Annotated in this window: 13 protein-coding genes and 1 tRNA gene; 5 read left to right on the top strand and 9 right to left on the bottom strand. The window is 66.8% G+C overall.

Annotated elements, in window-relative coordinates; translation table 11 throughout:
- The 5 genes from dxs to V8246_RS09850 all read right to left on the bottom strand — a co-directional run bounded on the left by dxs (window position 1) and on the right by V8246_RS09850 (window position 6,746).
- Complete coding sequence (gene dxs, locus V8246_RS09830) at window positions 1–1,902, bottom strand: 1-deoxy-D-xylulose-5-phosphate synthase (RefSeq protein ID WP_336188937.1); 1,902 nt, start codon at window positions 1,900–1,902, stop codon at window positions 1–3.
- A 245-nt stretch (window positions 1,903–2,147) separates the two neighbouring features.
- Window positions 2,148–2,801, bottom strand: coding sequence for an HNH endonuclease (locus V8246_RS09835; protein ID WP_185896764.1), 654 nt, complete (start codon window positions 2,799–2,801; stop codon window positions 2,148–2,150).
- Between the two features lie 96 nt (window positions 2,802–2,897).
- Entirely contained in the window at window positions 2,898–4,691 is a 1,794-nt protein-coding gene (locus V8246_RS09840; protein WP_336188938.1) for an acyl-CoA dehydrogenase C-terminal domain-containing protein, read from the bottom strand.
- A 35-nt stretch (window positions 4,692–4,726) separates the two neighbouring features.
- Window positions 4,727–5,200, bottom strand: coding sequence for an LEA type 2 family protein (locus V8246_RS09845; protein ID WP_336189088.1), 474 nt, complete (start codon window positions 5,198–5,200; stop codon window positions 4,727–4,729).
- 82 nt (window positions 5,201–5,282) lie between these two features.
- Window positions 5,283–6,746: a glycoside hydrolase family 30 beta sandwich domain-containing protein gene (locus tag V8246_RS09850; protein WP_336188939.1), complete on the bottom strand. Its 1,464-nt coding sequence runs from the start codon at window positions 6,744–6,746 to the stop codon at window positions 5,283–5,285.
- Between the two features lie 224 nt (window positions 6,747–6,970).
- Here V8246_RS09850 and V8246_RS09855 point away from each other — a divergent pair, with 224 nt between their 5' ends.
- The 4 genes from V8246_RS09855 (at window position 6,971) to V8246_RS09870 (ending at window position 15,249) form a co-directional block, all read left to right on the top strand.
- Window positions 6,971–9,760, top strand: coding sequence for a TonB-dependent receptor (locus tag V8246_RS09855; protein ID WP_336188940.1), 2,790 nt, complete (start codon window positions 6,971–6,973; stop codon window positions 9,758–9,760).
- A gap of 133 nt (window positions 9,761–9,893) precedes the next feature.
- Entirely contained in the window at window positions 9,894–12,434 is a 2,541-nt protein-coding gene (locus V8246_RS09860) for a glycoside hydrolase family 3 N-terminal domain-containing protein (protein ID WP_336188941.1), read from the top strand.
- A 124-nt stretch (window positions 12,435–12,558) separates the two neighbouring features.
- The gene (locus tag V8246_RS09865) at window positions 12,559–14,022 is read left to right on the top strand and encodes an MFS transporter (protein WP_336188942.1); all 1,464 of its coding nucleotides are present in this window, start codon (window positions 12,559–12,561) and stop codon (window positions 14,020–14,022) included.
- A gap of 174 nt (window positions 14,023–14,196) precedes the next feature.
- A complete protein-coding gene (locus V8246_RS09870) occupies window positions 14,197–15,249 on the top strand; it encodes an alpha/beta hydrolase (RefSeq protein ID WP_336188943.1) in 1,053 nt (350 codons plus the stop codon).
- Here V8246_RS09870 and V8246_RS09875 read toward each other — a convergent pair.
- Window positions 15,229–15,564 (bottom strand): hypothetical protein, encoded by a 336-nt coding sequence (locus V8246_RS09875; RefSeq protein ID WP_336188944.1) that lies wholly within the window; start codon window positions 15,562–15,564, stop codon window positions 15,229–15,231. The two genes, V8246_RS09870 and V8246_RS09875, sit on opposite strands and share 21 nt — an antisense overlap.
- A 194-nt stretch (window positions 15,565–15,758) precedes the next feature.
- On the opposite strand from V8246_RS09875, the gene V8246_RS09880 reads away from it, so the two are divergent.
- Complete coding sequence (locus V8246_RS09880; protein WP_336188945.1) at window positions 15,759–16,268, top strand: Rid family hydrolase; 510 nt, start codon at window positions 15,759–15,761, stop codon at window positions 16,266–16,268.
- Window positions 16,269–16,287: 19 nt separating this feature from the next.
- Here V8246_RS09880 and V8246_RS09885 read toward each other — a convergent pair whose 3' ends face one another.
- The 3 genes from V8246_RS09885 to V8246_RS09895 all read right to left on the bottom strand — a co-directional run bounded on the left by V8246_RS09885 (window position 16,288) and on the right by V8246_RS09895 (window position 17,712).
- Complete coding sequence (locus V8246_RS09885; RefSeq protein WP_336188946.1) at window positions 16,288–16,608, bottom strand: antibiotic biosynthesis monooxygenase family protein; 321 nt, start codon at window positions 16,606–16,608, stop codon at window positions 16,288–16,290.
- Between the two features lie 202 nt (window positions 16,609–16,810).
- Entirely contained in the window at window positions 16,811–17,521 is a 711-nt protein-coding gene (locus tag V8246_RS09890) for an rRNA pseudouridine synthase (RefSeq protein WP_336188947.1), read from the bottom strand.
- Between the two features lie 115 nt (window positions 17,522–17,636).
- Window positions 17,637–17,712, bottom strand: a tRNA-Phe gene (locus V8246_RS09895).
- Window positions 17,713–17,755 lie beyond the last annotated feature (43 nt).

Consider the following 17,755-nt stretch of genomic DNA (forward strand, 5'->3'; position numbering starts at 1 on the left):
TCAGCCCGCCGCAGTCTTCGGGACCACGGCCAGCGGTGGCCAGCGCTTGAGCACACTGCCGCGAATGCCGGCCACATCGATGCCGGCTTCGGCCAGCAGGTCCTCGCGGCTGGCATGGTGCTGGAATTCATCCGGCAGGCCCAGGTGCAGCACGGGCAGGGTGATGCCTTCGGCGTTGAGCAGTTCGGCCACGCCCGAGCCCGCGCCGCCCATCACCACGTTGTCCTCGATGGTGACGAAGCCCTGGTGGTTCCTCGCCAGGTCCAGCAGCAGGTCGCGGTCCAGCGGTTTCACGAACCGCATGTTCACCACGGTCAAGCCCAGTTCGCGCCCCACCTGTTCGGCGGCGGCGACGGTCGAGCCGAAAGCCAGCAGCGCCACGCGCGTGCCACGCACGCGCAGGTCCGCCTTGCCGATCGGCAGCGTGTCCAGGCCGGGTTCGATCGCCACGCCGGGGCCCGTGCCGCGCGGATAGCGCACCGCGGCCGGTCCGTTGAAGTGATAACCGGTGCTCAGCATCTGCCGGCACTCGTTCTCGTCGGCCGGGGCCATCACCACCATGTGCGGCACGCAGCGCAGGTAGCTCAGGTCCAGGTTGCCGGCGTGCGTGGCGCCGTCGGGACCGACCACGCCGCCGCGGTCGATCGCGAACAGCACGTCCAACTGCTGGATAGCCACGTCGTGCACCAGTTGGTCGTAACCGCGCTGAAGGAACGTCGAGTAGATCGCGACCACCGGCTTGCTTCCTTCACAGGCCATGCCCGCCGCCAGAGTCACCGCATGCTGCTCGGCGATGGCGACGTCGAAGTAGCGCTCGGGATATTCCCTGCTGAAACGCACCAGGCCCGAACCTTCGCGCATCGCCGGCGTGATGCCCAGCAGCTTCGGTTCGGCGGCCGCCATGTCGCACAGCCAGTCGCTGAAGATGTCGGTGTAGGTCGGCTTCTTCGCGCCGCCCTTGCTGACCAGCCCCTTCTCGGGATCGAACGGGCCCACCGCGTGGTAGCCGATCTGGTCGCCCTCGGCCAGTTCGTAGCCCTTGCCCTTGGTGGTCAGGATGTGGAGCAGCTGCGGACCCTTGAGGGTCTTCAGCGTCTTCAGTGCGCCCACGAGCGCGTCGACATCGTGGCCATCGATCGGTCCCGTGTAGTGGAAGCCCATCTGTTCGAACAGGGTGGACGGCACGAACATGCCCTTCCAGTGCTCTTCCCAGCGGCGCATGAAGCGGGCCGGCGGCTTCTTCTTGTCGCCGAGCAGCTTCTTGCCGCCCTCGCGCAGCGCGTTGAGCGTGCGGCTGCTGCTCAGCCGGCCCAGCATCTTGGTCAGACCGCCGACGTTCTCGGAGATCGACATCTGGTTGTCGTTGAGGATCACCAGCAGGTTGGGTTCGGGCTCCATGCCGCCGGCATGGTTGAGCGCTTCGAACGCCATGCCGGCCGTCATCGCGCCATCGCCGATCACCGCCACCACCTTGCGGTCGTCGCCGTGCTGCGCCAGCGCGATGGCCATGCCCAGCGCGGCGGAGATCGAGGTGGAGGAATGCCCCACGCCGAAGGTGTCGTACTCGCTTTCCTCGCGCTTGGGGAACGGCGCCACGCCGTCCTTCTGCTTGACCGTATGGATCGTGTCGCGGCGGCCGGTAAGGATCTTGTGCGGATAGCACTGGTGGCCGACATCCCACACGAGCCGGTCGTGCGGCGTCTCGTACAGGTAGTGCAGCGCCACGGTCAGCTCGATGACGCCCAGTCCGGCGCCGAAGTGGCCACCGCTGCGGCCCACCGACTCGATCAGGTAGCCGCGCAGCTCCTCGGCGATGGCGGGCAGTTCGGACTCGTCGAACTGGCGCAGGTCGGCCGGGATCTGGATCCGGGACAGGCGGGGATAGCGGGCGGCGTCGATCATCGGGCTGGTATTGGTCTGGCCCGCTATTTTCCCCCTCTTGTGTGAAGCGGGGCAAGCAAAGGGGTGAAGTGGGCGGAAAAACGCCCACAACGTGCGCCGGGTAGGCGTCGACAGGATGTTCAGGTGGCCGTACGGCCGGATGTCCGACGCCGGCGGCGGATCAGGCCGAAAGTTTCGACTTCTTCGGCAGCTGCACCTTCAGGAACGCCCTCGCGCAAGCGAGAGCAGGGCATCCTGGCAACGGATCAGGCGGAAAGCTTGGACTTCTTCGGCAGCTGCGCCTTCAGGAATGCCATCTGGTCCGCCAGGATGTTGCGGTTGGACAGGATCAGGTGCTCGATCCAGCTGGGCCGGTACGGCACGGCCAGCAGCGGCATGTGGGCTTGCTGGGGCGTGCGGTTGCTCTTGCGCGAATTGCAGTGGAAGCAGGCCGTCACCACGTTCTCCCATACGTCCTTGCCGCCCTTGGACAGCGGCAGGACGTGGTCGCGGGTGAGGTGGGGACGGGAGAACTCGTGGCCGCAGTACAGGCACAGGTGCGCGTCGCGGGCGAACAGGGCCGTATTGGTCAGCGTGGGCGTCGGCGACAGCGCATGCGCACGGGCATGACCGCGCGACGCCACGATGGGATGCAGCTCGATCAGGCTCTGCTCCCCGGTCAGGCGGCTGACGCCTCCATGCACGTGCAGGCAGGGGTCGCCGAGCGTCCACGCCACGGCACCGCGCGCGTACAGGCAGGTCGCGTCCTGCCAGTTGATCCAGTCGAGCACGCGGCCATGGGCATCCAGCGACAGCAGGCGCAGGGCGGCGGGGTGCGGGCGGGGAGACGACGGGGGCGGGACCGGTGTTTGCGGAGAACCGGTCTGGACCAGGTGAAGCTGAGCTCTGTCTGCTTCCATGGAGAAGCAGGTTATACCCAAATGTTGACGAAATGTGTATAGCGCCCGAGGGATTTCGCCGGAAGCGCGCAGGCCGCGCGCTTCCGGCAGGCCGGGTCAATCCCCGAAGTGCGCGTCGTCCATCGCCATCAGGGTGTCTGCGCCGGATTCGATGGCGGCCGCGTGCGCCAGGGTACGCGGCAGGATGCGTGCGAAGTAGAACCGCGCGGTCTCGCGCTTGGCCTGCTTGAACGCGTCCCCATGCGCCGACGCCTGCGCCGCGGCCACGCTGCGCGCCCACCAGTAGGCCAGCACCACGTAGCCGGAATAGAACAGGTAGTCGGTGCTGGCGGCGCCGATTTCCTCTGGGTTCGACGCCGCGCGCTCCAGCACCTTCTTCGTCAGCGCGGCCCATTCGGCGGCCTTCTGCTGCAGCGGATCGATGAATTCGCGCAGGGTGGCGTCGTCCTTGTGCTGCTGGGCGAACGCATGCACCTCGGCGAGGAACAGCTTCAGGCCTGCCGCCTGCGTGGCCGCCGTCTTGCGGCCCATCAGGTCCAGCGCCTGGATGCCGGTGGTGCCTTCGTACAGGGTGGTGATGCGCGCGTCGCGTGCCAGCTGTTCCATGCCGTGCTCATGGATGTAGCCGTGGCCGCCGAAGCACTGCAGTGCGTGATAGGTGTTCTCGATGCCCCATTCGGTCTGGCAGGCCTTCGAGATCGGGGTGAGGAAGCTGACCAGTGTGTCGGCGCGCTCGCGCTCGGCCGGATCTTCGGCATGGTTGGCCACGTCGATCAGGCTGCCGGCATGCAGGGCGAGCAGGCGGCTGCCTTCGATCAGCGACTTCATCGTCAGCAGCATGCGGCGCACGTCGGGATGGACGATGATCGGGTCGGCCGGCTTGTCGGGAAACTTCGGACCGCTCAGCGAACGCGTCTGCAGGCGCTCGCGCGCGTAACGCAGCGCATTCTGGTAAGCGCGCTCGCTCAGGCCGATGCCCTGCAGGCCCACACCCAGGCGGGCGGTGTTCATCATGGTGAACATCGCCTGCAGCCCCTTGTGGGGCTGGCCCACCAGATAGCCCTGCGCGCCGTCGAAGTTCATCACGCAGGTGACCGAGGCCTTGATGCCCATCTTGTGCTCGATCGAGCCGCAGGCCAGCGCATTGCGTTCGCCGACCGTACCGTCGCGCGCCACCTTGAACTTCGGGGTGACGAACAGGGAGATGCCCTTCGCGCCGGGCGGCGCATCCGGCAGCTTGGCCAGGACCAGGTGCACGATGTTGTCGGTCAGGTCGTGCTCGCCGGCGGTGATGAAGATCTTGGTGCCGGTAATGGCGTAGCTGCCGTCGGCATTGGGTTCGGCCTTGGTCTTCAGCAGGCCCAGATCGGTGCCGCAATGCGGTTCGGTCAGGCACATCGTGCCGGTCCAGCGGCCCTCGACCAGCGGCCTCAGGAAGACGTCCTGCTGCCACGCCTCGCCGTGGTGCTTGAGTGCCTCCACCGCGCCGTGCGACAGCAGCGGGAAGTTGCCCCACGCCAGGTTGCTGGCGTTGACCATCTCGTTGAGCGGCACCCCCATGGTGTGCGGCAGGCCCTGGCCCCCGAAGTCCGGCGAGGCGGTCAGGCCCGTCCAGCCGCCCTCGACGAACTGCGCGTACGCGGCCTTGAAGCCTGGCGGCGTCGTCACTTCGCCGGTGGCCTTGTCCAGCGTGCTGCCGATCTCGTCGCCGACGCTGTTGAGCGGGGCGAGCACGGTTTCGGAGAAGCGCGCGGCTTCCTCCAGGACCGCATCGAGGATGTCGCGGGTGGCATCGGGATAGCCTAGCCGCTGGAACAGCGGCTCGACGCCCAGCACGTCGTACAGGGCGAAGCGGAGGTCGGAGAGGGGAGCTTTGTAGGACGCGCTCATGCAGGGTCTCGGGAAGTCGGTCGGGTGGGGAGGGCTCAGCGCAGCACGCCGTCCAGGCCGGGAACGGGATTGAGGGTGTTGCGGGTGTCGATGTCGAAGCTGCGGACCTTGGCGTCTTCCGGCGTCGCGTCGGCGCTGCCGGTCAGGGTGTAGGGCAGGGCGCGCCGCCCGGCCAGCGCGTCGGCCACCACGATGCGCGCGCCGCTGGCCGGCGCGAACGGCACCGTCACGACGTCGGCCGATTCCGGCCCGACCGACAGGCCGGGCGTGGCCTGGAGCGTGCCGGCGGCCTGGTCGCCCACCTGCACGTCCACCCGCACGGCGTCGAAGCGCATCGGGATGCTGCTGTAGTTCTGCAGGCGCAGTTCGACCACCCACTGGCCGTCCGCTTTCACCGTCAGCTGCTGCACGCTCACGGCCGGGTCCGAAACGCGCCGGACCATGCCGCTGCCGCAGCCGGCCAGCAGGGTCGAGGTCGCCATCAGTATCAGCAGGGAAGTACGCCGCATCATGCCGCTGCTCCAGGGGGAAAGCGGCAGGATACTACGGCGTATGGCGGCCCGGAGAACACCCCGGGCCGCAAGCGCTGGCTCAGTCCTGTTGCGCTGCGTCAGGCCGCCACACAAAGGTCGCCACGCTGCGTGCCGGCAGTGTGTAGGTGAACCGGCGCTTGCCGTGCGCCACGCTGAAACGGCGGGCTTCGCCGGCGGAGTTGGTCACCAGCAGCACCAGTGAGCCGTCGTCGGCGTTGCGGAAGGCGACGTTGTCCAAGTCGTCGCTCGGTCCGCTCGAGGCGATCCGGTGGGCGCCGGGGCGGACGAAGCGGCTGGCGTGCGCGAGCGCGTAGTACTCGTCCGTGCGGGTGATGTCTCCCGTACGCGAGTCGATGGTCACCACCCCACGGCAGGTGTGGCACCCGCCGGCATAGGGGCCGTTGTTCTCGTCCAGCGCCAGGTTCCAGAACAGGGCGCCGCGCGCCCAGTGGCGCATGCTGCGGATGATGATGTTCTTCGCCTGCAACGGCAGCCCGCCACTGCGCACCGGCTCCCAGTCGCCGCCGGAGCACTCGGTCATGTAGGCGTCCTTGTCGGGAAAGGCATCGTGCACAGGCGACTGCGCCGCCACGTCGCCGCCGTAGCAGTGCCAGGCCACGGCACCCACGTAGGCGCGGGCGACCGGGTCGGACAGCACGCCCATCGGTTCTTCCGGCTTGTCCCAGTTGTGGTCCCAGTCGAAGATCAGGGGGCCGTTGCCGCGCCGGGCGATCATCGGGCCCAGATGGTCGCCGATCAGCCGCGCACGCGCCGGTGCGTTGAGGCGCATGCCGGGGTAGTCCTTCGGCTCGTAGTCCGGCTCGTTCTGCACGGTCAGCGCGAAGATCGGTACACCCTCGGCGGCGTAGGCGTCCACGTACTTCAGCAGATAGCGCGAGAAGGCATCGTAGTACTGCGGCAGCAGGCGTCCCTGGATCAGGCTGTTGCTGTCCTTCATCCAGCCCGGTGCGCTCCACGGCGAGGCCATGATCTTCAACTGCGGGTTGATGGCCAGCATGGCGCGCGCCACCGGGATCACGTCGCCGCGGTTCTCGTCGATGCTGAAGTGCTTCAGTTCGGGATCCGGCTTGCCGTCCGGCGTGTCGTTGAGGCTGTAGTGATGGCGCGAGAAGTCGGACGCGCCGATGGTCAAGCGCGAAAAGCTCAAGCCCAGGCCGTTGCCTTCGCGGCCGAACAGCTCTTCCAGCAGGGCATCGCGCTGGCGCGCATCCAGCTTGTGCTGGATCAGCCAGGCGGACGAATCGGTCAGCGACGCGCCGAAGCCGACGATCTCCTGGAAGCGTTGCGTGTCGTCGACCACGATATGCGGCCGCGCGGAGGCCCGTTCGGCAAACCGCGCCGGGGCGGAAGGCGCCAGCGCGCGGGCGTGGTCGGCGGTGGTGATCCATACCGACACGTCGGCGGGAGCGGGCGGCTCGGCGGCCTGCGGCGCACCTGCCCATGCCGCCAGGACGAGGCTGGCGAGCAGGGGATGAAAGCGGACGGAGAAAGCTCGGGTCATGCGGGAATCCAGGGTGCTGTGGAGGTCGTGACTGCGCGGCGAACCCCTCCGGAATCCGCGCAAAGCGTTTGTTGCAGTGCAGCGACGGCTTCTCTGTGAGATGGCGCGCATCAAGCAAATTCAATCCTGTGCGCTCCGGCGGTACACGGATGTTACGAATTTGTTGACAGTGCATTGGAGCTTCGATATGACAGCGCTGTCAACCACGGTCGGAGAGGGACCATATGCACCACACCAAACCCGCTGCGGGCATGAGCCCGCGCGCGCGTCGTCATGCCCTGCGCAAACAACAACTGGCCATGGCGTGCTGCCTGGCGCTCGCGTTCCCGCTGGCCGCGCAGGCCCAGCAATCGACGCAGGCCGCACCCGCCGAGCAGAGCGTCGAGACGCTGGACACCGTCCGCGTCACCGGCATCCGCGCCGCCATCGCGACCGCGGTCGAGACCAAGAACGAATCCACGTCGATCGTGGAAGCGATCTCCTCTGAAGATATCGGCAAGCTTCCCGACATCAGCATTGCCGATTCCATCTCACGTCTGCCCGGCCTGACCATGCAGCGCCTCGACGGTCGTGGCCAGGTCATCCACATTCGCGGTATGTCCGAGCAGTTTGCGGGTACGCTGCTCAACGGTCGCGAGCAGGTCACGACCGGCGACAACCGTGGCGTCGAACTCGACCAGTATCCGGCCGAGCTGATCAATGGCGTTACCGTCTACAAGACGCCGGATGCTTCTTTGATCGGCCAGGGCATTTCTGGCACGGTGGATCTGCAGTCGATCCGCCCCTTGTCATTCGGTGAGCAGCGCATCGTGGTCACCGGACAGGGCGAACTGAACTCGTTCGACCAGCTGACCGATGGCGGCGACAACAAGGGCTACCGCCTATCCGCCTCGTACGTGGACCAGTTCGCCGATGACACCGTGGGTTTCGCGATCGGCGTTGCGCGAATGGATGCGCCGTTTCAGGAGAAGCACTACAAGTCTTGGTGGTGGGCGAACACCAATATGTGGGGGGCGCCGCAGCCCGGCAAGCCTGCCGATGCGATCGCCCTGCAAGGCGCAGAAGCATGGGTGAAGTCGCGAGACACCACGCGCGATGGCGTCATGGCAGTACTCGAGTTCAAGCCAAACGACCGCTGGCATAGCGTGCTGGACGTGTACGCGTCGCGCTTCGATCAGGAAGAGTGGATGCGTGGTGCAATGTGGAGCAACGACCCTTGGTTCAACGGCGGCGCCGTCAGCTACAGCGACGTGACCACGACTCCGTATCACGGAACCCCGGTGGTCACCGGCGGCACCCTGAACGGCATCCAGCCGGCCCTGCGCAATGACAACAACACGCGCGAATCGCGGTTGTTTTCTGCGGGCTGGAACAACGAGTTCAAGCTCAACGACACGTGGACGCTGTCCACCGACCTCAGTTACTCGCGCGCCAAGGTCGAGGACTCGAAACTCGAGACCTATGCAGGCCGTCTGGGTGGCGTATCCGCGGACTTCCGCGTGCGCCTGTCGCCCGGCTTTGGCTACTACGCCCTGCCAGACATGGCCGATCCCTCCGCGGTATACCTGCGGGACCCCCAGAACTGGGGTCATGACGGCCGCCTGGAGGACAGCCACCAGAAGGACGAGATGAAGGCGTTCAGGGTGGCCGTCAACCACGTAATCGAATCGTCCGACTTCCTCCGCAGTTGGGACGCCGGGGTCCATTACAGCAAGCGGACCAAGGAGAAGAGCGCGGAAGTCTACTTCGCCGACCTGCCGGGCCGCACGCCGACATTGATCGATCCCTCCCTGCTGTCCTCGCCCACGGATCTCGGGTTCGCCGGCATGGGCCATGTCATCACCTACGACCCGCGAGCGCTGTTGTCCCGCTATTACAACGTGTACATCAGCGAGTCCAACGACGACCTGCAGAAGGACGCTATCACGGAAGAGGACGTGAAGACGTTCTACTTCAAGGCCAACCTGGACATGGACCTTACCGATACGGTCCGCCTGCGCGGTAATGCCGGCGTGCAGTACATCCGTACCGAGCAGACTTCCGAAGGCGTGGTCATCCAACGGAACCAGAACGGCCAGGAGCTCGTGGCTGGTAGCGCAGGCGCATCGTATGGCGACATTCTGCCCAGCCTCAATCTGGTCGCGGATTTCGGCAACGGATGGAACCTGCGCTTCGGTGCGGCCCGCGAGATGATGCGCGCGCGCATCAACGACATGGGTGCGCGTGCCAGCGTCTATGTACAGACCTCGCAGGGTGGCCCCTCCGAATGGCGTGGCAGCGGCGGTAATCCGGCCCTCGAGCCCTACCGTGCCAATGCCTACGATCTTTCGATCGAGAAGTACTTCGGCGAAGCGAGCTATGTCGCCCTGGCGGCGTTCTACAAGGACATGGACTCCTACATCTACACGCGTCAGATCCCGTGGGATTTCTCCGGCTACGACTACGAGGGCGATCAGCCGCCGGCGTCCGACATCGGCGTGTTCTCCACGCCGGCCAACGGTACCGGCGGCTACATGCGCGGCTACGAGTTCTCCACCGCGCTGGGCGGCGAGTTGATCCACGATGCGCTCGATGGCTTCGGTCTGCTGTTCAATGCCTCTTACACGGAGTCGTCGATCGATCCCGACGGTCCGGGCATCGGCTCGGGTACCGACACATTCCCGGGTCTGTCGAAGATCGTCGCCAATGCCACGGTGTACTACGAAAAGCATGGCTTCTCCGCGCGCGTAAGTCAGCGTTTCCGCGACCCTTACCGCGGCGAGTACGGATCGATCTTCAATCAGCGCACGTATCGCTACACGTTGAACGAGCGGACCATCGACCTGCAGCTGGGTTACGACTTCCCGGAGTCGAGCCGTCTGTCGGGCCTGTCGATCCTGTTCCAGGTGAACAATGTCAACAACGAACCATTCCGCACGGAAGTGAGTTCGGGTACGCACCCGGATCTGTTCTTCCCCGAGGAGTACACCGAATACGGCCGCCAGTACCTGCTGGGCTTCCGCTACAAGCTGTGACCGCACGCAACGTGTGAGTGCTGCAGCACCTGACGGGATGCGGGGCATGCCCCCGCGTCCCGTCGGCCATTCCGGCGCCGCGCAGGTCCCGTCGCGGACGGCGCGCGCGCTGCCAACACCGAGGAAGATGCGAGTGAAGTCGATCCGAATGACCCTGCTGGGGGCCAGCCTGCTGGCCTGCATGTCGTGTACCGGCCAGAAGGATGCCGAAACCCCGCCCGTCGCCGCCGGGGACGCCTCCGCCGAGCTGAAGGACTGGCCGGCGCTGGAAAGCCGGTTCGCGAAGGACCCGGCCATCGAGGCCCGCGTGGCCGAAATCCTGGCCAGCATGACGCTGGAGCAGAAAGTCGGTCAGATGGTGCAGCCGGAGATCAAGTCGATCACGCCTGAGGAAGTGCGCCAGTACTACATCGGCTCGGTGCTGAACGGTGGCGGTTCCTGGCCGGCCAAGAACAAGCACGCCAGCGTGCAGGATTGGGTCGCGCTGGCCGATGCCTACTACGACGCCTCGATGGGTACGGATGCGAAGATCCCGGTACCGGTGATCTGGGGTACCGACGCGGTGCACGGACACAGCAACGTCTACGGCGCCACCATCTTTCCGCACAACATCGGCCTGGGCGCCGCGCATGACGTCGAACTGATCGAGCGCATCGCCGAGGCCACCGGCCAGTCCACGCGCGCCACCGGCGTGACCTGGACGTTCGCGCCGACCGTCGCGGTCGCGCAGAACGCGCGCTGGGGACGCACCTACGAGAGCTATTCCTCCCAGCCCGCGCTGATCCGCGAATACGCCGCCGCCTACGTCAAGGGCATGCAGGGGCTGCTGGACAAGGACGGCAACGTGGTCGCCACCGCCAAGCATTTCATCGGCGACGGCGCCACCGACGGCGGGAAGGACCAGGGCAATGCGCTGGTCACGCAGGCGCAGATGATCAACGTGCACGGGCAGGGGTACTACGGTGCCATCGAGGCCGGCGTGCAGACGGTGATGGCCTCGTTCAACAGCTGGAACGACATCGCAGCCGGCAAGGACTACGGCAAGATGCACGGCTCCCGCGACCTGCTGACCGTGGCCCTGAAGGAGAAGATGGGCTTCGACGGTTTCGTGGTGTCCGACTGGAACGGCATCGGCCAGGTCGCCGGTTGCAGGGACGACAGCTGTCCGCAGGCGATCAATGCCGGCATCGACATGGTGATGGTGCCGGATGCATGGAAGTCCTTCATCGCCAACACCATCGCCCAGGTGAAGTCCGGCGAGATCCCGCAGGCCCGCATCGACGACGCGGTCGCCCGCATCCTCCGAGTGAAGCTGCGCGCGCGCCTGTGGGATCACAAGCCGTCCGCCAGCCAGTTCGCCGGCAAGCCCGAGTCGCTGGTGCATCGTGACCTGGCCCGCCGCGCCGTGCGTGAGTCGCTGGTACTGCTGAAGAACGATGGCGCCACCCTGCCGCTGAAGAAAGGCCAGCGCGTGCTGCTGGTCGGCAAGAGCGCCGACAGCATCTCCCATCAGACCGGTGGCTGGTCCTTGACCTGGCAGGGCACCGACAACACCAACGCCGACTTCCCCAACGCCGACAGCATCGCCGCCGGCCTGCGCGAGCAGCTGGGCGAGGCCAACGTCATTCTGCGCGACAGCGCGGAGGGTGTGGACCCGGCCAGCTACGACGTCATCGTCGCGGCCATCGGTGAAACGCCGTATGCCGAGACCAACGGCGACATCGTGCCGTCCGACACGATGGCCCACAGCCGTCGCCATCCCGAAGACCTGGCCGTGCTGAAGGCTGCGGCGAACACGGGTAAGCCGGTGGTCACGGTGTTCCTGTCCGGTCGCGCGCTGTACGCGAACGACCTGCTCAACCTGTCCAGCAGCTTCGTCGCGGCATGGCTGCCGGGGACGGAAGGCAAGGGCATCACGGACGTGCTGGTGGCGGGTGAGGACGGCAAGCCGGCGCATGACTTCCGCGGCAAGCTGACGTTCCCCTGGCCCGCCGTGGCCTGTCCGAATGCCGACAGCACGCCGCAGTTCGCGCTGGACGCCGGCCTGCGTTACGGCGACACGAAGCCGGTCGGCAAGCTGCCCGAGGACGCGACAGCGAGCTGCGGCGCGGCCACAGCGCTGGGCATCTTCAAGCAGTCCGACATCGCGCCCTTCACCCTGCAGATGGAGGCCGGCGACGCGACCCAGGCCGTGGGCAACGACGTGAACGCCACGCAGCGCTGGCCGCAGGCCAAGCCCGCGTTGCAGGTGGCCACTGTGCAGGTCAACACGCAGCAGGATGCCAAGGAGGTCACCTGGCTGGCGCCCGCGCGCTTCTTCGCCCGCAACCCGTCGAAGAACAACCTGGCCGCGATGGCCACGGCGCGCGGCGTGGTGCAGTTCGACGTGGTGGTCAAGCAGGCGCCGGCCAAGCCGGTGCGGTTCACCCTGGGCTGCGGCGCCGACTGCGGTGCGAGCCTGGACCTGACCGCGACGTTCTCCGGCGACGCCGTCGGCAGGAAGCAGACCGTCAAGGTGCCGCTGGCCTGCTTCGGCAAGCTGGGCGCCGACCTGACCGGCGTGGATACGCCCTTCAGCGTCACCGCCGATGCACCGTTCGCCGCGGCCTTTACCGACATCCAGGTGGTGGCGGGCGCCGCCGATGGCGCCGACGTGGTGAAGTGCGCGCAGTAAGGCCGTTCGCGCAGCGTCCCGCGATATCACCGCGGGGCGCTGCCGCAGTGCAAGTTGCAATCGCGCGGCGGCTACGTAGGCTGGCCGTTCCGTCCGGATACCTTACCAGTAGGCATACCAATACATGACCACCCAAACCACCCGATGGTCGCAGTTCAGCGTGCTGATCACCGTGTTCTTCTTCTGGGGTTTCGTGGCCGCCAGCAACGGCATCCTGATCCCGGTGTTCAAGAAGGCGTTCGACCTGACGCAGGCGCAGAGCATGTACGTGGCGCTGGCGTTCTACGTGGCCTACACCGTGGGGTCACTGATCTACGTCGCGGTTTCCAAGGCGATGGGCCAGGATGTGCTCAACAAGATCGGCTACAAGAACGGTATCTGTCTGGGCCTGGTGATTTCCGCGCTGGGCGCTCTGTTGTTCTATCCCGCAGCCAACACCGGCTCGTTCAATCTCATGCTGTCCGGCCTGTTCATCGTCGGCCTGGGCTTCTCGTTGCAGCAGATCGCGGCCAATCCGTTGGCCATCGTGATGGGCGACCCCAAGACGGGCGCGCAGCGCCTGACGATGGCCGGCGGCATCAACAACTTCGGCACCACCATCGGCCCGCTGCTGGTCAGCGTGGCGATCTTCGGTAGCGTCACCTCGGGCAATACCGAGGCGAGCATCGAGAGCGTCAAGACACCCTACCTGGTGCTGGGCGCCGCTTTCGTCCTCGTGGCGATCTTCCTGAAGTTCTCGTCGGTGCCCAACCATATCGACCTGGAAAAGCTGTCGGAAACAGAGGCGCAGGACAGCAGCAAGCTGATCCACAAGAAGTCGGCGCTGTCGTATCCGCAGTTGGTGCTGGGCATGATCGCGATCTTCTTGTACGTCGGCGTCGAGGTTTCCACCATCGACAACCTGCCGGCCTACCTCGAGTTGCCGGTGGAGAAAGGCGGACTGGGCATCGAAACCGCGTTGATCGCGCCTTTCGTGTCGCTGTACTGGGCCAGCCTGATGATCGGTCGCTGGAGCGGCGCCGCGGGCGCATTCGATGTCGGCGCGGGCGTGAAGAAGATGCTGATGCTGATACTCCCTTACCTCGCGTTCGGCGTATTTCTCGCCGTCAACGCCATCACCGGTCACGACCCCTCGCAGTTCTTCGGCTATGCCGCGGTCATCGTGCTGATGATCCTGGCCACGCTTGCGAGCAGGGGCAACCCGGCCCGCATGCTGCTTTACTTCGCCATCTGCGGCATCGCGGCGCAGCTGATCGGCATGTTCACCACCGGCATGACCAGCGTCATCGCCTTCATCAGCGTTGGCCTGTTCTGCAGCACGATGTGGCCTTGCATTTTCGCGCTGGCGATCACCGGGCTGGGCAACAAGACCAACCAGGGCAGCAGCCTGCTGATCATGATGATCATGGGCGGCGGTATCGTCAGCTGGGCGCAGGGTGCGTTGGCCGACAAGGTGGGCATCCACTACAGCTTCATCGTCGGCGTGCTGTGCTTCGCCTACCTGGCGTTCTACGCGATCGCAGCCACGCGGACGCTGCGCAAGCAGGGAATCGACCTGGACAAGCTGGCGGCGGGCAACGGCCACTGAGTGCGGTGCGCGCCGGCGAGAGGCCGGCGCGCATCTCCAGGCCATCGGGCGACTCTCCAGCCCGGTGGCTTTTTCATGCCTCCCCCTTGCATCCGGCGCGCAATGGCGCACCATCGGCGCCAGCGAACGGCCGGTGGGGCGGACATGAGGGCAGGAAAGGGACGCGGGGGAAACGTGCGCCGCTGGGCGCTGCGCGTGGCGCTGGCGCTGGGTGTGTTGGGTGTCGGTACCTGGGCGGCGTTCCAGCTGAGTCCCTGGCCCTCGGTGCTGCTGATCCGCTGGGTCTTCGATCGGGGCGCGGCGGATGCCAGCGAGGCGCTGCGCAAGCATCTGCCCGCAGGAGTGACCGAACGCGCCGCGGTGCGTTACGACGCGACCGATCCGGGCGCGCTACTTGACGTGTATTACCCCCCGAACGTACAGGGCGGCCCCGACCGGTTGACCACCGTGGTGTGGATCCATGGCGGCGGTTTCGTGTCCGGCCGGCGGGAGGACGTGGCCCACTATCTGAAGATCCTCGCCGCGCGCGGGTTCGTGGTGGCCAACGTGGACTACAGCATCGCCCCCGGCGCCACCTGGCCCACGCCCACGCGTCAGGTCAACGCCGCACTGTCCTACCTCCAGGCGCACGCCGGTGCCCTGAACATCGATGCCGACCGCATCGTGCTGGCCGGCGATTCGGCCGGCGCGCAGATCGCAGCAGAGCTGGCCAACGCCATCACCTCGCCGGATCATGCGCGCCGCATCGGCATCACGCCTGCGCTGGCGCCGCGGCAGCTCGCCGGTACGCTGTTGTTCTGCGGGCCTTACGATGCCGGCCTGGTGCAATGGGACAGCCCGTTCGCCGGCTTCATGCGGACCGTCCTGTGGTCCTACATGGGACGCAAGGATTTTCTCGACGATCCACGGCTGGACACGTTTTCCGTGGTGCACCATGTCACGCCCGCCTTTCCGCCCGCTTTCATCAGCGCCGGAAACGCGGACCCGCTGGAGCCGCACTCGCATGCGTTGGCCGCGGCCCTGACGAAACAGGGCGTGCGCGTGGACACGTTGTTCTTCCCCAAGGATCACGCGCCGCCGCTGCCGCACGAATACCAGTTCAACCTGGACAGCGAGGCCGGGCGGCAGGCGATGGAGCGCAGCGTGGCGTTTCTGCACGGCCTGCGCGAGGGGCGTGCAGAAACGCCGCCACCGACGGTCGACCGATCAGACGGCCAGGGCGAGTGAGGGGGCGTCCGCCTCGTGCGCCTGCGCTGCCGAGGCGACGGTGCGCTGTCGGTCCACGTGCCGGCAGAGCATCCCGGCGCGCTGGCGGGCCCATTGCGTGGCCCAGCCGATCGCGCGCTCTTCGCAACGCACGGCCATTTCGAACGGCGCGATGTCGCCGGCCTCCACCAGCACGCGCAGCACCAGCCCCGCGTTGAGGGGCCTGACCTGGGCGATGACGACATCGTCCAGGCGCAGTTCGCAGCCTTCGGGGGTGCGGTGCCAGACGAAGCGTTCGGGGAGTGCGTGCGGGGCGTTCTTCATCACGATGTCCATGGCGGGCTCCGGAAAGCGGCTGTCCAGACCTTGCGGCACTGCGCGTGCAGGCTGCGTCAAGCGATCCGCGATGACCGCCGCATCCGGCGCGGTATTCAGCCGCAGGTGAACGACGTGGGGAAGGCGTGACGGATGGGACATGGCGATGGCCGGTGCCGGGGCAAGACTCGCGCGTCCCCATCCGGAGTAATGCCATGCCGCTGCGCTCGACCTGCCTGCTGCTGTCGCTTGCCGCCCTGCCTGCCTTCGCGCAGGAAGCCCCCACGCGCGAGCATTTCGCCCGTCCCGGGCACGAAGCCGCCTATCACGACTGGCACTACACGCCGGTGGTGAAGGTGGGCCAGATGGTCATCGTGTCGGGCATTCCCGCCGCCGGGCCCGGCACCTACGAAGAGAAGGTGCGGCGCATGTTCGTGGCACTGGGCAAGGACCTGGCGCAGGCGGGGGCGACGTATGCGGACGTGGTGGAACTGACCACGTTCCACACGGGGCCGACCGATGCGGCGGGGTTCCAGGACGAGTTCGCGCGTTTCGCGCCGATCCACCACGAGTTCTTCTCCTCGCACTATCCGGCGTGGAGCGCCGTGGGTACGTCGGCCTTGCTGTCGCCGGGCGCGGTGGTGGAACTGCGGGCGGTGGCGATGATCGGTTCGGGTCGTGCGCCGAAGGCGGATATTCCGAAGCCGGACGCGCCGAAGCCGTAAGTGCGCGGCGCCGGTGGCGTCAGGCCAGGGGCTCCAGGGCCCTCTGTTCGACATGATCGATCAGGGGCGAACAGCGTTCGATCAGGGCGACGATCTCGGGTCGGTGCAGCGCGTCGCGCTGATCGTCGAGACTGCGCCAGAACTCGGTGACGAAGATGCCATGTGGTTCCCCGGGTACCTGGCTGATGATGTACTCCAGGCAACCGGGCGTCTGGCAGGCGACGGTGGCCACTTCGCCCAATACGTCGATGAATGCGTCCCGTGCGCCTTCCTGCACCTTGATGAAGGTGGCCAGGCCGTAGCGGTAGGACACGGATGTCGGGGGAGTATCCGGGTGCATGGGGCCGAGTCTTGCCGGTGAGGCCCGCCGTGTCGTGGGTCGTAAGTCACGGTCGGGTCAAGGCAAGCGCCACGGCGCTGGAGTCGGCCGCATTTCGCTTCCCCTGCATGTCCACCTCCGATGGCCGTGAGGAGTGACGGGGAGATGTCTACTGAACCCGCGGCGATTCAGAACATCGATCGCCGCGGGGACAGGGGCGCTGCTAGAAGCGCGTGCCCGGGGGAAGGTAGCGCCACTGGCCCACCGGCACCTTCGCCAAGGCGACGCGGCCAATCCGGAGGCGGCGGATCGACACCACCTCCAGCCCGCCTTCGCGGCACCGGTGGTGCAACTCGCCGGGTTGCACGTCCTTGATGGCGAACCGCAGCCGCACCTCGTTCTGCCAACTGACCTTGCACGGCGCCAGGCCGCGGCCTTGATAAGCGGCCGCGTGGCCGACGCGACTGAGCGTGTACGGCCCGCGTTCGCCGCGGACTTCCACCAGGAACTCCTGCTCGATCTGCGCATAGTCCTCGGTCAGGCGGCGCCACACGCGCCCGTCCTGGCTGAGCACCATCAGGCCGCTGGCCTCGGTATCCAGCGGCACCAGCGCGGTGAGGCGGTGCAGGTGGCGTTTCAACGGGCGCACGCCGCTGTCGTCGCCTGCCATGTGCGTGGCTGGCGTCGCCAGCGCCGCCGCGTCTTGCCAAGCGATGCCTTCGGGTTTGTGCAGCAGCAGCGTGGCGGGCTCGGCGGCGCCGAGTTCGGCCGCCGGATCGATCTCCACCCGCTCGTCGGTGACCGGGTGCTGCGGCGCTTCGACCGTTTCGCCATCCACCGTGACCCAGCCGCCTTCGATGTACTGCTCGGCTTCGCTGCGGGAGCAACCGGTCAGTTCTGCAACGCGCTTGGCAAGGCGGACGGGCTCGGACATGGGGACCGGAGGGCTCGGGAGGCGGAGAGGGGCGCGCCGCGCGGCGCTGCAAGAGGCGAGGGTGGCGACGGATACGCAAAAGGCCTGCATCGCTGCAGGCCTTCCGGAATCGATATGGTGGCCCGGGGCGGATTCGAACCACCGACACGCGGATTTTCAATCCGCTGCTCTACCAACTGAGCTACCAGGCCAGGATCTGTCGCAGGACGGCCGAGCCGGTGCGAAGGCCGCAGA

The organism is Pseudoxanthomonas sp. F11, from assembly GCF_037046485.1.
Classification (GTDB): domain Bacteria; phylum Pseudomonadota; class Gammaproteobacteria; order Xanthomonadales; family Xanthomonadaceae; genus Pseudoxanthomonas_A.

Excerpts from the sequence above, each read along its gene's own strand:
- V8246_RS09845 (WP_336189088.1), bottom strand. The coding sequence starts at position 5,200 with ATGCGGCGTACTTCCCTGCTGATACTGATGGCGACCTCGACCCTGCTG.
- V8246_RS09850 (WP_336188939.1), bottom strand. The coding sequence starts at position 6,746 with ATGACCCGAGCTTTCTCCGTCCGCTTTCATCCCCTGCTCGCCAGCCTC.
- V8246_RS09865 (WP_336188942.1), top strand. The coding sequence starts at position 12,559 with ATGACCACCCAAACCACCCGATGGTCGCAGTTCAGCGTGCTGATCACC.
- dxs (WP_336188937.1), bottom strand. The coding sequence starts at position 1,902 with ATGATCGACGCCGCCCGCTATCCCCGCCTGTCCCGGATCCAGATCCCG.
- V8246_RS09855 (WP_336188940.1), top strand. The coding sequence starts at position 6,971 with ATGCACCACACCAAACCCGCTGCGGGCATGAGCCCGCGCGCGCGTCGT.
- V8246_RS09880 (WP_336188945.1), top strand. The coding sequence starts at position 15,759 with ATGCCGCTGCGCTCGACCTGCCTGCTGCTGTCGCTTGCCGCCCTGCCT.
- V8246_RS09875 (WP_336188944.1), bottom strand. The coding sequence starts at position 15,564 with ATGGACATCGTGATGAAGAACGCCCCGCACGCACTCCCCGAACGCTTC.
- V8246_RS09835 (WP_185896764.1), bottom strand. The coding sequence starts at position 2,801 with ATGGAAGCAGACAGAGCTCAGCTTCACCTGGTCCAGACCGGTTCTCCG.
- V8246_RS09885 (WP_336188946.1), bottom strand. The coding sequence starts at position 16,608 with ATGCACCCGGATACTCCCCCGACATCCGTGTCCTACCGCTACGGCCTG.
- V8246_RS09840 (WP_336188938.1), bottom strand. The coding sequence starts at position 4,691 with ATGAGCGCGTCCTACAAAGCTCCCCTCTCCGACCTCCGCTTCGCCCTG.
- V8246_RS09890 (WP_336188947.1), bottom strand. The coding sequence starts at position 17,521 with ATGTCCGAGCCCGTCCGCCTTGCCAAGCGCGTTGCAGAACTGACCGGT.